The sequence below is a fragment of the Corynebacterium sp. S5S1 genome (genome assembly GCF_001913985.1).
Lineage (GTDB): Bacteria > Actinomycetota > Actinomycetes > Mycobacteriales > Mycobacteriaceae > Corynebacterium > Corynebacterium marquesiae.
On record NZ_MKXT01000011.1, the window covers coordinates 1 to 14,752 of the forward strand.

Genomic DNA, 14,752 nt, shown 5'->3' on the forward strand with positions numbered 1-14,752 from the left:
CGCAAACCGCGCCACAACAGCAGAATCCGGAACCCATTTCGACTCCACACAATCACCTAACCCATGTCAGGTGTTTCCACGACCACTAGAAATCAAGCCTTACCCCAGGCATGCGAAACCCCGCCCGAGTCCTGCCCGGGCGGGGTGGCGGTGCAGCGACTACTTAGAAGTTATCGCGGTCGCGGTTAGTCATGCTCAACACGTTGAGGCGCTTATCCAGCTCCTCCTCGGTGAGGTTTTCGCCGTCGACGAAGCCCAGGTCAATAACGGCCTGGCGGACGGTGATCTTCTCGTGCAGGGCGTGCTTTGCCGCCTTGGCTGCGTTCTCGTAGCCGATGGCAGAGTTGAGCGGGGTCACGATGGAGGTGGACGACTCCGCAAAGTGCTTCATGCGCTCCTCGTTGGCCTCGATGTGATCGATGCACTTATCGGCGAAGACGCGGGAAGCATTAGCAAGCAGGCGAGCGGACTCGAGTACGTTGCGCGCCATCATCGGGATGAAGACGTTGAGCTCAAAGTGGCCCTGGGCGCCGCCGAAGGCTACGGCTGCGTCGTTGCCTACCACCTGGCCGGCCACCATGGTGACAGCCTCTGGGATAACCGGGTTGACCTTACCCGGCATGATGGAGGAACCCGGTTGCAGGTCCTTCAGGTGAATCTCGGCCAGGCCGGTCAGGGGGCCGGATCCCATCATGCGCAGGTCATTGGCAATCTTATTGAGGGATACGGCAATCGAGCGCATGGCGCCGGAGAATTCCACCAAGCCATCGCGGGCAGCCTGGGCCTCAAAGTGGTTTTCCGCTTCCTTCAGTTCCTTCACGCCGGTGAGCTTCTTCAGCTCCTCGGTGACCTTGGCGCCGAAGTCGGCGGAGGTATTCAAGCCGGTGCCGGTGGCGGTACCGCCGATGGCCAGCTCGCCCAGACGCGGCAGGGTGGCCTCGATGCGTTCGATACCCAACTCGATCTGGCGGGCGTAGCCGCCGAATTCCTGGCCCAGGGTAACCGGGGTGGCATCCATCAGGTGGGTGCGGCCGGCCTTGACCACATCAGCGAATTCCTTGGCCTTCTTGGTCAAGGACTCGTGGAGGACTTTCAGGCCCGGGATGAGGTCATTAACGGCAGCTTCCGTAGCAGCCACGTGCGTAGCGGTGGGGAAGGTGTCATTGGAAGACTGGCCCATGTTTACGTGGTCATTCGGGTGAATTTCCACGCCATTGTTATGCGCCAAGGAGGCGATGACCTCATTGGTGTTCATATTGGACGAGGTACCGGAGCCGGTCTGGAATACGTCGATGGGGAAGGCGTCGTTATGCTTGCCCTCGGCGATTTCGGTGGCGGCAGCAATGATGGCATCGGCCTTATCCGCATCCAGCTTGCCGGAATCCTTATTTACCTGAGCGCAGGCTGCCTTAAGCAGGCCAAGGGCGCGAATCTGTGCATTTTCCAGGCCACGGCCGGAAATCGGGAAGTTGTCCACTGCGCGCTGGGTCTGTGCACGCCACAGGGCATCTGCAGGAACCTTAACTTCGCCCATGGTGTCATGTTCAATGCGGTATTCAGTCATGTGAAGATCACCTCAGTTAATTGGGTAGTGTGTGCTTTCCAGTATGGCGGAGAACCAAAAGAAGGGCCGCCTTCGGGGGTGAACCCTACTTCTTGGTTGGCGTGTCGTAGTCCACGACGGAATACTCCTGCAGCTTGGACAGCTTGTGGATGGAGTCGATGTAGCGGATGGTGCCGGACTTGGAGCGCATAACCAACGAGCGGGTAGTAGCGCCGGAATTGCGGTAGGAAACGCCGCGCAGCATGTCACCATTGGTCACGCCGGTGGCAGCGAAGTAGCAGTTCTCAGAGGAGACCAGATCATTGGTCTTGAGGACGCGGTCCAAATCGTGGCCGGCGGCGCGGGCCTTTTCTGCTTCCTCTTCATCCTTCGGCCACAGCTTGCCCTGGATTTCGCCGCCCATGCAGCGCATAGCGCAGGCGGTGATGATGCCCTCCGGGGTACCGCCGATGCCCATCATTATGTCGATGGAGTTGGAATCCTGGCAGGTGGCGATGGCGCCGGCTACGTCGCCATCCATAATGAGACGCACCTTGGCGCCTGCGGCGCGAATTTCAGAGATGAGCTGCTCGTGGCGTGGGCGGTCAAGAACCACCACGGTCAGATCGGAGGGGCGAATATTCTTCGCCTTCGCCACGGACTGGATATTCCATTCCACGGACTCGTTGATGTCGATAGCGCCAACTGCCTCGGGGCCAACGGCGATCTTTTCCATGTAGAAGACTGCGGAAGGGTCATACATGGTCCCGCGTTCGGCAGCCGCAATGACGGAGATGGCGTTGGGGCGGCCTTCTGCCATCAAACGGGTACCGTCGACCGGGTCTACGGCGATATCCATGGCGGCACCCTCGCCGGTGCCTACCTCTTCGCCGTTAAAGAGCATGGGGGCCTCATCCTTTTCGCCCTCACCAATGACAACGACGCCGTTCATCGCTACGGAATTGATGAGCTTGCGCATGGCGTCGACCGCCGCGCCATCGCCCTCATTCTTCTGGCCGCGGCCTACCCAACGGCCGGAAGCGAGTGCTGCTGCCTCGGTGACACGAACCAGTTCCATTGCCAGGTTGCGGTCAGGAAGATAAGACGTATTTTCGGACATGTGTAGTGGTTGCCTTCCATAGTTTTCTCATCGAGGGGTGTTCCCCTTGATGCTCTACCTTTCCATTCTCGCACTTTTTTGCTCTAATGGGTTCGATTTTGCGCCCCATTTGTGGGGGATTGGCAGATCTTTCGGGGCAAAAGGGGCCGTGTGGCTTTTTGAAAGCAGGCCGTGCGATACTAAGGCGCGTGGCTGCAGAAGAAAGACCAAAGATTTTTGAAGGCGCGAAGGACATCTCCCTGTCCCTCGCAGTCGTGGTGATTATGATGCTGCTCGCCGTGGGAGCGACCGGCCTGTGCTCAATTAACTCCGAAACCCAGCAGGGCGCGGTGCAGGAAGTGGATGAACAAACCTTCCTAGACACCCAAGCCCGCGCAGGGGTCGGTGCAATTCGCAATCCCAAAATGCCAGAGGGTTGGGAGGCCAATGCTGCCCGCCGTGTAGATATGGGCGGCGAGAACGCCACCGTGGTCAGTTGGGTGACCGCTGACCAAGGGTTTGTGGAGTCTACGCAAACGCAGGTCGCGGCCGATAAGGCAGGCGAGACGTACGACGCCAACTACCGCGGCATTGAATCCGCCCGCGAGGTCAAGGGGCACCAAGTGCGGGTGCTAGAAAGCGACGATGATTCCGTGCGCCGCCTGTGGGTTACGGATTTGGGCGATGCCCGCCTCATCATTTCCGGCGCTGCGGACGACAGTGACTTTGAGGCTGCTACCGCTGCGTTTATCGACGCCGCACCTATAGCCGAAAAATAACCTCGCCCAAGCCTTCTTTCGCGGCGGTAGCGCTAAGACCGTCGCCGGCCTGGGCAATAACCTTCGCCAAAGCCTCCGCATCCAGGCCGCTGAGGCGTGTCTTTCCGGCAAAGACATCGATGCGCTCACGCTGCGAGCGCTGCGGATAAATAGCAATCTCGCGTACTTTGTCGTCCGTAAAGCGCAGCACCACGGATCGGGAGAAGTAGCTCACCTCATTATCGTCGCGGGTGTGTGCAGGACCGAAGAATTCTTCTACGAAATCTCGGGAATCGCCCGCCATGATGGAACCGGCGGCCGCGGATTTCGACACAAAATCCACGCGCTCGCCTGGATAACCATAGATCTGCACTACTCGTCTCCTTCAGCGTCTGCGTCCTCGGCCTTATCGAGCGCGTCTTCCACACGCTTCGCCGCGCCGTCGAGGTGCGCCTCGCACGCACGCGCAAGGGCCTCGCCGCGCTCCCAATACTTTAGCGACTCATCCAAGCCCATCTGCCCAAGCTCGAGAATCTTCACGGTCTCAATAAGCTCATCGCGGGCTTGCTCATAGCTCAATTCTTCTACTGGGGTAAAAGCATCCTGGCCTGGCTGGCCGGTACCAATGGTGTCATCGGACATGATTTTCTCCTCGGTTGGTGATTAATCGGCGGCCTGGGAGGCCATAGAAACTGCGGTAATAGATCCGTCGCCCACGCGAATGCGCAGTTGAGCGCCAGGCGGGGATTGCTTATAAGAGGTGACAACCTCGGGCCCGGAACCGTCCTTGGGCACTACCTGGACAATGGAGTATCCGCGGGCGAGAGTCGCCGACGGTCCCAACGCCGATACGCGGGCGCGCAGCGATTCCACGTGGCGGGTTTCCCGCTCCACCATGACTTCAATTTCTCGCCGCATGGTAGCGCGGGTTCGCTCCACCTCCTCGCGGCGCGCACGGATAGGGGTCATCGGGTCTGCCATGACAGGCCGGGAACGAATATTGTCGAGGCCGCGACGTTCCCTTTCCACCCAGCCGCGCAGCGCGGCCGCCATGCGAGAGCGAGCCTCTGCGACGATGGCGCGTTCCTCGGCCACAGAGGGCACGACGCGTTTTGCGGCGTCGGTAGGCGTGGCGGCGCGCAGGTCGGCGACGTTATCGAGCACTGGGCTATCCGGCTCGTGGCCAATGGCAGAGACTACCGGGGTGCCGGCCGCCGCCACTGCGCGCTGCAGTGCTTCTTCCGAGAAGGGCAGCAGATCTTCCACGGAGCCGCCGCCACGGGCGATGATGATGACGTCCACCTCAGGATCCGCATCAAGCTGCTGGAGCGCATCAATAACCTCGGGTACGGTATTCGCACCCTGAACCGCGGTATTGAGGACGCGGAATTGCACCGCCGGCCAGCGGTCATGGGCTACCGCCATCACATCCCGCTCTGCAGCAGAACCACGGCCGGTAATCAGCCCAATTTTGTGCGGCAGGTAGGGGAGAGGTCGCTTGCGTGCGGGATCGAAAAGGCCTTCAGCAGCTAGCTGTTGGCGCAGCTTTTCAATGCGAGCAAGCAGATCGCCAATGCCCACATGACGAATTTCGGTGGTCCACAGTGAAAAGGATCCGCGTCCAGCGTAAAAGGCGGGCTTACCGTGGACAATGACGCGGTCGCCGTCTTTCAGCGGTGCTGACAATGACTGCAACATCGATGATGGGCAAGTCAATTGCACGGACTTTTCCTGCTGTACGTCACGCAGAGTGAGGTAGGACAGCTTCCAGGTGGGCTTGAAGTTAATTTGGGTCAACTGACCCTCTACCCACAGGTAACCCAGGCGCTCGATCCAGCCCTTGACTTGGTCATTGACCTTGCCAACGGGCCAGGGAGTATCCGGAGTATTTGCCGGTTGATTCACACAGCCTCCCTTTCTTCAGTCTGCCGTGTTCTTCCGTCTAGTTTAGGGGCCAGCGCGGTCTATTGCCCCGCTCGGGGTAGCCAGAAAGGTGACGTTAGGCCCCACTATTGTTTTGCGTAGTGTTTCGATACTCTGGGAGCCATGACTGATGGTAAAAATGTTCTCCTCGCGGCCCCGCGCGGATACTGCGCAGGCGTGGACCGCGCGGTCGAGACCGTAGAAAAGGCGCTGGAAAAGTACGGCGCGCCCATTTATGTACGAAAACAAATCGTGCACAACCGTTACGTCGTAGAATCTCTGGCAGACCGCGGCGTCATCTTCGTCGACGAGGCCTCTGAGGCACCAGAAGGCGCCCACCTAGTCTTCTCCGCCCACGGTATTTCGCCTGCCGTGCGCGCAGAAGCAACGCAGCGCAAGCAGCTTACTTTGGACGCCACCTGCCCATTGGTTACCAAGGTGCACAAGGAAGCCCAGCGCTTCCAGCGCGATGGCTACCACATCCTTCTGGTTGGCCACGAAGGCCACGAAGAAGTAGAAGGCACCGCCGGCGAGGCACCTGAGGTCACCCACCTCGTGGATGGCGTCGGGGACGTCGCCAAGCTGCCAGAGTTCCTGCAGGATGAGAAGCTTATCTGGCTGTCCCAGACCACGCTATCGGTGGATGAGACCATCACCACCGTCAATAAGCTGCGCGAGCGCTTCCCGCACTTGGAGAACCCGCCTTCAGACGATATTTGCTACGCCACCCAAAACCGCCAAGAATCCGTCAAGGCCATCGCCCCACAGTGCGACCTGATGATTGTGGTGGGCTCTGAGAACTCTTCTAACTCGGTGCGTTTGGTTGAGGTGGCGCTTGAGGCAGGCGCCAAGACTTCCCACCTCGTGGATTTTGCCAAGGAAATCGACGAATTTTGGTTGGAAGGCGTCCAGACGGTCGGCGTAACCTGCGGTGCTTCGGTACCTGAGTTGCTGGTACGCGAAGTACTGGAGTTCCTGGACGAGCGCGGTTACAGCGACGTAGAACAAGTAACGACCTCTACCGAGACGATTACCTTCGCCCTACCGCGCGACCTGCGCCCAGCACGCACCTAAGTAGCGTTTGCCTATACGGCAGTTAAAACGGAAGAAAGGCCCGCAAACGGGCCTTTCTTTTTGCTTTAATCCTCGTCGTAGAGGTTATCGTCCCAACCTTGCTTGGGCTGTTCCTTCTCCTGCTGAGACGCCGGAACGGAATCGCCAGCGCGCCGGGCTGGATCAGGGCGCAGTGGATTGTCGCGTTCCTCTTGTTGCATTCGGCGGCGCTCTTCACGGTCGCGACCGCGTAGGCGATCCTTGGGCGCGGGGCGTGACTTCTTCAGCGTGTGCGAGGCGCGGGCGCGCTGCGGAGCGGCTTGAGACCGCTTGGAGTTCTTTGCCGGTTTATCGCGAGCCATCAAATCTGCAACCGATAGGCGTTCCTCGCGGTTGCGTCGGTCTTGTTCGGCGTTGGTACGGCGGGAAGCGGTTTCCATTTCGGCGGTGCGCTTGGCCGTCTTGCGGAAGCGCGCCCAGCGCAGACAGGCGATGAGTGCCGCGCCCACCAAGGCAATAAGGAGCCACAGGAACTTCTGGACAAGGGGGAAAGCCGCGGTGACGATCGCCGTCTTGGAAAACGCCGATGCGCCCTCTGGCAAGTTGGCCTTGGTGATAAAGAAACCGGCCACGACCACCGTTATGGCATACACAATGGGGATAGAAGCCACGGTGAGGAAAAGACCCCGCTCTTCTACGATGAGCGCCACCAGCAGTGAGCCGATGACAAGGAACGCGAGGTAAGCCCACCCGATGGAACCCATCAGAATGGAAATAAACGCGCCGGTGAGCAAGAGTGCCGCGAGCAGCCCAAGGCCCTTGCCCAGCGCGATGCTGGGGAGACCGGAGCTTTGGGCGGCGGAGGACTTTCTTTGCTTGGCTTGTGACACGTCGGAAGATCCTACCGGTTGCCGCCGGCCTATGGCTATTTCCACGCACGAAAGCGGCGGATTTATAGTGCCGAATTTCCGCGTGGCCACGTATCAATTGGCAAGGGCTCCCGCGGGGTGCGATCCGTGCGGCCCGGGATATCCATCTCATGCAATTTGCGGGCGGTGACGCCCACGCGGGAATCGAGCGAGGAAAGCGTGGCGTTATAAGCTTCGACTGCCTTTTCCAGGTTATGGCCCACCTTTCCGTAGTGATCAGAAAGCGTATTCAGGCGCGTATACAGTTCGCGCCCCAAGCGCTGGACCTCCTTTGCCTTGGCGGAAATATCTTCCTGGTGCCACCCCATGGCCACCGTGCGCAAGAGCGCAAAAAGCGAGCTGGGGGTGGCGATCACTACATTGCGTTCAAAGGCGTACTCGATAAGTTCTGGGTCCACCGATAATGCAGCATCAAGGAAGGGGTCTGCGGGAACGAAGAGGATGACAAACTCGGGCGTTGGTTGAAAGGCCTCAATATAGTCCTTCTGCGATAGTGCTTGGACGTGGCCGCGCATTAAATGCGCGTGGCGGCGGAGGAAGCCGGCGTGCTCTTCCGGGGCATCGGTTTCTAGGGCGTCAAGGTAAGAGGTAAAAGGAACCTTGGCATCGACGATGATGTGGCGGCCACCGGCCAAATTGATGAGCATGTCAGGGCGGACGACGCGCCCGCCCAATGGGGCGGAGACCTGGCAATCAAAGTCCACGTGTTTGGTCATACCGCCGAGCTCAACCACGCGCTCCAATTGCACCTCGCCCCAACGGCCACGCACATTGGGTGAGCGCAAAGCGGTCACTAGTTTGTCGGTGCGTTCGGTCAGGCGGGAGGAGGTGCGGGTCACCGCCTGCACCTGGCTGGAGAGGGAGGCGAGCAGCGCGGTGCGGTCTTCCTCAATTTCTTGGAGCTGAAATCCCAAGCGGTCCATGGCCTTTTCTAGCGGTTGGAGTTCGGCTTGGCGGCGCTGCGAGTCTTGCAGCGCGCGGTGCTCGGCGCTCGGCGCGGAGCGCGTAGCGGAGTAAGAATGGGCTAACCAGCCCATTACCGCGCCGAGGATGAGGCCGATAAAAAGTAGCAGCACGGGCAAAGTGGAAGTCATGGCTTCCAGCATGGCACGCGCCGCCGACACGACTCACTATTTTTTCGAATCTCCGTTCAACAGGCCTTCGAAGGCATCGCGGGCGCGGCGCAGGTTTGCGCGCATGCCGGGCTTTTCATGCTCCTTGGGGGTGGATTCCACATTGAGGGCGGCGTCGAGGGAAGTGGAATCGCCGTCCGCGGAGACGTCGGCAAACGCGCCTTCTGGGGCTGCATAGTCCGGCATCTTGAGCCATGCCTCGCGCTTATAACGCCCTTGGTCTTCGGTGTAGCGGCCGATGAGATAACCAGCCACTGTAGAAAAGTCCAGATCCGCGGCGGTCTTTTCGCCCGACTGCAGCTTCATCATGTCTTGGCCGTAGCGGTAGGCCACCGCAAACATCGCGGCCGCCGGAACCGCGAGGAAGCCACCTATCAGGCCAAAGAGGGCCGAGCCCACCGTTACGGAAACTAGGACGATGACTGGGTGCAGGTCCATGGCCTTGGACTGCAGCCAGGGCGAGAGAACATTGCCTTCCAACTGCTGGACCAGCAACACTAGGCCGAGGACGAGCAGAGCCTTGGTGACGCCAAGGGAGACCAACGCGATGGTGACGGAGAGGGCGCCGGCCACAATCGCGCCGACGAAAGGAATGAAGCCCGCGATAAAGGTGATGATCGCCAAAGCCATGGCCAGCGGAACGCCGATAAGGGCGAGGCCGACGCCGATAAAGACGGCGTCGACAAGCGAGACAACCGCTTGCGCGCGAATGAAGCCGCCCAGCGTATTCCAGGCGCGAGTAAGCAGCTCAGTAAGGTGCCAGCCGGCGCGCTTGCCCGTGGCATCGCGCAGCCAAGGAAGGAACTTGGCGCCGTCCTTCAAGAAGAAGAAGGTCAGCACCAGCACGATGAAGAGCGTGACCAAGATGGACGTGGCGGTGCCGATGCCGGTAAAGACCGAGCCTGCGATGGCGCCGGCACGTTGCTGCAGCCAGGACGCCGCCTCGTCGATGTAGCTACTCATGTCATCGCTATCGAGGTTAAGCGGTGGGCCCTGGGCCCAGAGCTGCAGGCTTTGGATGCCGGAGACCGTCTGCAAATAAAGTGACCGGGATTGCCGCATGAAATCAGGGGCAACAAACGCAATGAGGCCGCCAACAGCCGTGAAAGAAACCAAAATGGTGACGGCGGCCGCCAACGCGGCGGGAAGGCCAATGTTTCGCAGCTTCTTCGCCACCGGCGCCAGAACGGTGCAGATAATAAGGGCCAAAAGCACCGGCAAAAGCCCCTGCCAGAAGTTACCTAGCAAACGGTAGAGGGCGTAGAGGAAAACGCAGATGATGAGCAGCCGAACGGCCCATAGGGAGGCGGACTTAACCACCTCGCCGGCGATGACGGAGCGGTCTACCTGATCACCTGGTGGATGTGGGGATACATCCTCCAGCTTGCTAGTGTCGAAGCTTTCATCAAACTTATCGCCCAAGCCCGCTTGGGGGTCATCGGGCAGCGGTTGGTTATCAGAATTCACCCCACCATCTTGCCTTAAAAGAAGGCGGGTGCGTTAGGATTGGCCCCGTGAGTCTTACACTAGGAATCGTCGGCTTGCCCAATGTGGGCAAGTCCACTTTGTTTAATGCCCTGACCCGTTCCGAGATCCTGGCGGCGAACTACCCGTTTGCCACCATCGAGCCCAATGTGGGCCTGGTGGAGCTGCCGGATTCCCGCTTGACCCAACTGGCGGAGATGTTTAACTCTGAGCGCATCCTTCCTGCCACCGTGTCCTTCGTGGACATCGCCGGCATCGTCTCCGGCGCTTCGCAGGGTGAAGGTATGGGCAACGCGTTCCTAGCCAATATCCGCGAGGCAGACGCCATTTGCCAGGTAGTGCGCGCCTTCTCTGATGACAATGTCATTCACGTCGATGGCAAGGTGGACCCGCGCAACGATATCTCCGTTATTAATACCGAGCTCATTCTTGCGGATCTCCAGACCATCGAAAAGGCCCTGCCGCGCCTGGAAAAGGATGCGCGCAAGAATAAGGATTTGGCCGCCGAGGTGGAAGCAACCAAGAAGGCCCAGGAGATTCTGGAAGATGATCGCACCCTCTTCGCCGCGGCGAAGGAGGGCGAGATTGACCTCGCCCTCGTGCGCGATCTGCACCTGATGACGGCTAAGCCCTTCCTCTATGTCTTCAATTCGGATGAAGCAGTGCTTACCGACGACGCTAAGAAGGAAGAACTCCGCCAGCTCGTCGCCCCGGCTGAGGCCGTATTCCTCGATGCGCAGACCGAAACCGAGTTGCTCGAGCTAGAAGAAGACGAAGCCCGCGAACTGCTCGAGGCCGTAGGCCAAGATGAGCCGGGCCTAGCCACCCTGGCTAAGGCAGGTTTTGCCACCCTGGGGCTGCAGACCTACCTCACCGCCGGGGAGAAGGAGGCGCGCGCGTGGACCATTAAGCAGGGCTCTGCCGCACCGCAGGCAGCCGGAGTCATCCACACTGACTTTGAAAAGAAGTTCATTAAGGCCGAGATCGTTTCCTTCGATGACCTTGTAGAGGCCGGCTCCATGGCTGAGGCTCGTGCGCATGGCAAGGTCCGCCAAGAAGGTAAGGACTACATCATGCAGGACGGCGATGTATGCGACTTTAAGATCGGCGGCTAATTCCAGCCGGTCTGAGCTTGGTGTTGGCGGTGGGCGAGGGGCTTGTCCGCAGAAGCGAAAAGAAGGTAGCGAAGACGAAACTTCCGCGTTACTGTGGGCGGCGTACCCGAACAAAGGAGGCTGCAACATGGCTGAACTAGATAATAAGACCATTGCCATCATCGCTACCGATGGCTTCGAAGACTCCGAGTTGACCTCCCCGCTAGAGGCCGTGAAGAACGCTGGCGCTACCGTGCGTGTCCTCGCCCCAAAGGCCGGCACCATTACCGGCAAGAAGGGTACGGAGATTTCCGTTGACGCCGCTACCGCTGACTCCACTGGCGAGTCTTTCGACGGCATTATTCTGCCTGGCGGCACCGATAACGCCGACCTCATCCGCTTGGATAAGGCTGCGGTGGAAATCGTGCGCAACCACATGAGCAAGGATCTGCCGCTCGGCGCCATCTGCCACGGCGCATGGATCCTGGCTGATGCTGAAGCCCTCAAGGGCCGCACCCTGACGTCCTTCCCGTCCCTGCAGACCGACCTGCGCAATGCAGGTGCCACCTGGGTAGATGAGGAAGTCCACTGCGACCAGGGCTTGGTCTCGTCCCGCACTCCAGATGACTTGCCAGCCTTTAACGCCAAGCTGGTAGAAGAGTTTGCAGAGGGCCAGCACTAAAGCTTCACGAGTTTAAGCCACGGGAGTTTCCCGTGGCTTTTTTCGGGTTAAGTAGCAGAATGTGTGTCCGTTCGGCGTGTTGCGGGGCGGGTACACGGTTAGTTACTTCATGGGGCCTTTTCTGATTCCTATCGAGTGTTCGTACTCGGTTGGGATAGCGTTGTCGTAGAAGGCTGGTCGGCCTGTTTCTTGGTCGGCTTTGTTGTGGTCTTCTTCGGCAAGATCGTTGACTTTGGCGAGTTGATCTTGGCCATAATTGCACTGCCTGGCGATATTTAGCGGATCGTCAGGCAGTTGCTTTTTGGTGTGGAGGTACCACTCAAGCATTTTTCGTTGACGTTCCCCAGACCTGCCTCGGTGCGCATCGGCGATGCGTTTGAGCTGGGCGTTTATGCCGCCTTCAAGACTGTTTGTCGTTGAAGCCCAGCGGTTAGGATCAAGCGCATTCGGTGGTGGCTTAAGGTAGGTAAACAGCCAATTGTTGCGCGAGAGGTGCAGCAGTGAGTTGTAGGCTTTGCGTACCCGTAGATGAGTCCATTCCCACTGGTTATTGGGTGTTCGGCGTTCTTTTGGCACGGGTGTTTTCTCGTTGAGGAATGCTTTGAATACCTGACCGAAGTCGTGCAGGCGTAGCGTCCACTCCCGTGCCTGGTCGAGCGTGGTGACACGGGTTAGTTTCAGCGCCAGTGCGTAGATGGTTTTGCCAGCGTCGGTGCGCGGCCGTGAGGTGGTGTAGCGGCGGATGACGCGTTGTGCGTGGACGAGACAACGCTGAATCATCACGTTTGGCCAGCAGGCTTTAATCGCGGTGAGTGCGCCTTGTCCGCCGTCGAGGACGACGCAGAGTGGCTCGGCGATTTTGCGAAGTAGCTGCGTGTATGCGTGGGCTGTTTCGTGTTTGGTCCAGTGCCACGCAATGACGTGGTCGCGGCTGGCTGCCACAAGTAGGCAGCCAGCCGCGGTGTAGGTGCCGTCGATGAAGATCTGATCGTAGACGCGCTGCGGGGCACCGTCGTTGGGGACGTCGATGAGCCAAAACGGTTCGAATCGGCGATCAAGTGTCCAACGACTCACCCTTTGTTGCCCGGCGAGTTCAGACAACGTCGCTGTGGAGGTGACATAAGAGACGAAGGCTTTAAAGTTGCGGGCCTGCGTGAGATCGGTGCGAGTTCGTGTCGTGGAGCTGCCGCAGTTCGGGTCTTTGCACCGCCACCTGGTTGTGCCTTTGGATGTGGTTCCGTTTTTCTTCATTTGCCCAGCACATACCGGGCATCGTGGTCTGTTTTTACTCACCCGGAAAGCACACCAACCCCCGGCTAGCACATGCGGGTGCCATTCCGATGGATTGAACACGAAACGGGCGGATATAAGCATAAAGACCTTATATCCGCCCGATTTACCCAGCCTGAGCAGCAAGATCGCTGTAACTCAGACACACTTTTTGCTACTTAACCCCTTTTTTCGATCTTGCGCCGGTGTCACATGCCCTATAAAGTTAGGATTTCCAGAAGGGGAGTAGTTCCCTCGGTTAATTCCGAGATGACTGGTCGACATACTGGCGTTTAGCCCGGCCAGCCAGCGCCCGCAGTGCCCGCGGCCGTGAACGAGACCTTCGGTCCGCAACCGAACCGAAGGGAGAAGTGACTATGTCCTCCATAGGCTCAGAGCAGCGCATTCTTGAGCGCTTCATGCAGCTATCCATCGCCGCCGCTGTGGCTACCATCATCCTCAAGGCCTTGGCCGCGTGGTTTACCGGCTCGGTGGGCTTCCTCTCTGATGCCTTCGAATCCCTCGTGAATCTCGTCGCGGCCGTCGCCGGCTTTTATGCCCTCCGGATTGCCTCTAAGCCGGCCGACGATAATCACCAGTTTGGCCACGGCAAAGCCGAGTATGTCTCCGCCTTGGTAGAGGGCGCAATGATTTTTATTGCGGCCGGCATGATCGTGTACACGGCGATCCAACGCTTCTTTGTTCCGCAGCCGATTGAAGAGCCGGGCTGGGGCTTGGCGTTGTCAACGCTTTCGTCCGTGCTCAACGGCGCGGTGGGTATCGCGCTCATACATGCAGGTAAGCGCTACCGTTCCGCCACCTTGGAGGCGGATGGGCACCATTTGCTTACCGACGTCTGGACTTCCGTCGGCGTCCTTGTCGGCATCGCCGCCGTATTCCTTACTGGCTGGTGGTGGCTGGATCCTGTAGTGGCGCTCGCAGTGGGCATCAATATCTTATGGACGGGCTATAGCCTCCTGCGCGATTCGGTGAGTAGCCTGCTTTCTGAGGCGCTTCCCGACGACGAGCGTCAGAACATTAGGCAGCTCCTAGTTCGGCTGGAGCAGGAACACTCGGTAAACTTCACAGATCGTCGCACCGTGGCCTCTGGCCGCCAGCGGTTGGTGTACCTGACCATGGAGGTGCCAGGGGAGTGGAGCGTCATGCACTCTCACGAGGTTGCAGACGCAGTGGAAATTGCCCTCGACGAGCTTTACCCAGGCTGCAGTGCGTTCATTCATGTGGAACCAGCCGGCCTGGAAAATCGGCGTCCGTACCTATTCCGCTAAGACTTAATCTTCTCAGCTTTCTGCCGACAGCTGAGGTGAATGCGCACTAGACCAATATGTGTGTAGGCCTGTTCGGGTGTACGGGCCTGTATACCGCCTGTGGATATTGGGAGAAAAGTACACCCTCGTTAAAGAACTCTGTGGGGTAGCTGTCACCACATTTCGGGGGTGTGGTGAACAGTGGACGATTTGGAGATCGTGAAGGGGTGCGGCTAGGGCGCTGCGGGCGAGGGAATCGACATCCGGTTTCCTCGGTTCGGGTGCTTATGGTGCAGATTTTCCGATGTTATAGAACTGTTACCAACCTTTCTGAGCTGCATGAAGCTTGGCTTTGGTGAACAAACTCGAGAAAAATCTCCGCTAGCGGTCGAAAAATTTTGATTTCTCCGTATGGTGGTTGTCACAGCAATCAATTGGAGATTTTCACCCCCACACTCCACGTGTTGGGGTTAGAAAATGTCCTTTTGTTTGCTTGAAGATAGCTATACCAATAGC

The 14,752-nt window shown here is 58.9% G+C and carries 14 protein-coding genes; 5 read left to right on the forward strand and 9 right to left on the reverse strand.

Annotated elements, in window-relative coordinates; all coding sequences use genetic code 11:
* Positions 1–163: 163 nt before the first annotated feature.
* Positions 164–1,564, reverse strand: a complete 1,401-nt coding sequence (locus tag BKN05_RS05685) for a class II fumarate hydratase (RefSeq protein WP_239228018.1) — start codon at positions 1,562–1,564, stop codon at positions 164–166.
* An 85-nt stretch (positions 1,565–1,649) separates the two neighbouring features.
* Positions 1,650–2,663, reverse strand: coding sequence for a class II fructose-bisphosphatase (glpX, locus tag BKN05_RS05690; protein WP_286688180.1), 1,014 nt, complete (start codon positions 2,661–2,663; stop codon positions 1,650–1,652).
* 188 nt (positions 2,664–2,851) lie between these two features.
* Here glpX and BKN05_RS05695 point away from each other — a divergent pair, with 188 nt between their 5' ends.
* Positions 2,852–3,421, forward strand: coding sequence for a DUF4245 domain-containing protein (locus BKN05_RS05695; RefSeq protein ID WP_286688181.1), 570 nt, complete (start codon positions 2,852–2,854; stop codon positions 3,419–3,421).
* On the opposite strand, the gene BKN05_RS05700 is transcribed toward BKN05_RS05695, so the two are convergent.
* From BKN05_RS05700 to xseA, 3 genes are read right to left on the reverse strand one after another with little or no spacing between them, the layout of a single operon-like run.
* Positions 3,405–3,773 (reverse strand): hypothetical protein, encoded by a 369-nt coding sequence (locus tag BKN05_RS05700; RefSeq protein ID WP_225747186.1) that lies wholly within the window; start codon positions 3,771–3,773, stop codon positions 3,405–3,407. The genes BKN05_RS05695 and BKN05_RS05700 overlap by 17 nt on opposite strands.
* Positions 3,773–4,042, reverse strand: coding sequence for an exodeoxyribonuclease VII small subunit (locus BKN05_RS05705; protein WP_005327444.1), 270 nt, complete (start codon positions 4,040–4,042; stop codon positions 3,773–3,775). Before BKN05_RS05705 ends, BKN05_RS05700 begins: the two co-directional genes overlap by 1 nt.
* Before the next feature lie 21 nt (positions 4,043–4,063).
* A complete protein-coding gene (gene xseA, locus BKN05_RS05710; protein ID WP_238801620.1) occupies positions 4,064–5,305 on the reverse strand; it encodes an exodeoxyribonuclease VII large subunit in 1,242 nt (413 codons plus the stop codon).
* Positions 5,306–5,446: 141 nt separating this feature from the next.
* Between xseA and BKN05_RS05715 the strand changes: the two genes are divergently transcribed.
* A complete protein-coding gene (locus BKN05_RS05715; protein ID WP_286688182.1) occupies positions 5,447–6,397 on the forward strand; it encodes a 4-hydroxy-3-methylbut-2-enyl diphosphate reductase in 951 nt (316 codons plus the stop codon).
* Between the two features lie 65 nt (positions 6,398–6,462).
* Here BKN05_RS05715 and BKN05_RS05720 read toward each other — a convergent pair whose 3' ends face one another.
* From BKN05_RS05720 to BKN05_RS05730, 3 genes are all read right to left on the reverse strand, one after another.
* The gene (locus BKN05_RS05720) at positions 6,463–7,266 is read right to left on the reverse strand and encodes a DUF6542 domain-containing protein (RefSeq protein ID WP_286688183.1); all 804 of its coding nucleotides are present in this window, start codon (positions 7,264–7,266) and stop codon (positions 6,463–6,465) included.
* A gap of 62 nt (positions 7,267–7,328) precedes the next feature.
* Positions 7,329–8,399, reverse strand: coding sequence for a DNA recombination protein RmuC (locus tag BKN05_RS05725; RefSeq protein ID WP_198493243.1), 1,071 nt, complete (start codon positions 8,397–8,399; stop codon positions 7,329–7,331).
* 36 nt (positions 8,400–8,435) lie between these two features.
* Positions 8,436–9,905 (reverse strand): AI-2E family transporter, encoded by a 1,470-nt coding sequence (locus BKN05_RS05730; RefSeq protein ID WP_286688184.1) that lies wholly within the window; start codon positions 9,903–9,905, stop codon positions 8,436–8,438.
* Between the two features lie 47 nt (positions 9,906–9,952).
* Between BKN05_RS05730 and ychF the strand changes: the two genes are divergently transcribed.
* Together ychF and BKN05_RS05740 are read left to right on the forward strand one after the other, a co-directional pair.
* Positions 9,953–11,038 carry a redox-regulated ATPase YchF gene (gene ychF / locus BKN05_RS05735; RefSeq protein ID WP_239228025.1) on the forward strand — a complete coding sequence of 362 codons (1,086 nt, stop codon included), beginning with the start codon at positions 9,953–9,955 and terminating at the stop codon, positions 11,036–11,038.
* A gap of 127 nt (positions 11,039–11,165) precedes the next feature.
* Positions 11,166–11,699, forward strand: coding sequence for a type 1 glutamine amidotransferase domain-containing protein (locus BKN05_RS05740; RefSeq protein ID WP_284821680.1), 534 nt, complete (start codon positions 11,166–11,168; stop codon positions 11,697–11,699).
* Positions 11,700–11,801: 102 nt separating this feature from the next.
* On the opposite strand, the gene BKN05_RS05745 is transcribed toward BKN05_RS05740, so the two are convergent.
* The gene (locus tag BKN05_RS05745; protein ID WP_165764378.1) at positions 11,802–12,992 is read right to left on the reverse strand and encodes an IS1249 family transposase; all 1,191 of its coding nucleotides are present in this window, start codon (positions 12,990–12,992) and stop codon (positions 11,802–11,804) included.
* Between the two features lie 353 nt (positions 12,993–13,345).
* Here BKN05_RS05745 and BKN05_RS05750 point away from each other — a divergent pair, with 353 nt between their 5' ends.
* Complete coding sequence (locus BKN05_RS05750) at positions 13,346–14,257, forward strand: cation diffusion facilitator family transporter (RefSeq protein ID WP_049378473.1); 912 nt, start codon at positions 13,346–13,348, stop codon at positions 14,255–14,257.
* Positions 14,258–14,752 lie beyond the last annotated feature (495 nt).

Coding starts and splice junctions, on each gene's coding strand:
- BKN05_RS05750 (WP_049378473.1), top strand. CDS start 13,346: ATGTCCTCCATAGGCTCAGAGCAGCGCATTCTTGAGCGCTTCATGCAG.
- BKN05_RS05740 (WP_284821680.1), top strand. CDS start 11,166: ATGGCTGAACTAGATAATAAGACCATTGCCATCATCGCTACCGATGGC.
- BKN05_RS05685 (WP_239228018.1), bottom strand. CDS start 1,564: ATGACTGAATACCGCATTGAACATGACACCATGGGCGAAGTTAAGGTT.
- BKN05_RS05705 (WP_005327444.1), bottom strand. CDS start 4,042: ATGTCCGATGACACCATTGGTACCGGCCAGCCAGGCCAGGATGCTTTT.
- BKN05_RS05725 (WP_198493243.1), bottom strand. CDS start 8,399: ATGACTTCCACTTTGCCCGTGCTGCTACTTTTTATCGGCCTCATCCTC.
- glpX (WP_286688180.1), bottom strand. CDS start 2,663: ATGTCCGAAAATACGTCTTATCTTCCTGACCGCAACCTGGCAATGGAA.
- BKN05_RS05715 (WP_286688182.1), top strand. CDS start 5,447: ATGACTGATGGTAAAAATGTTCTCCTCGCGGCCCCGCGCGGATACTGC.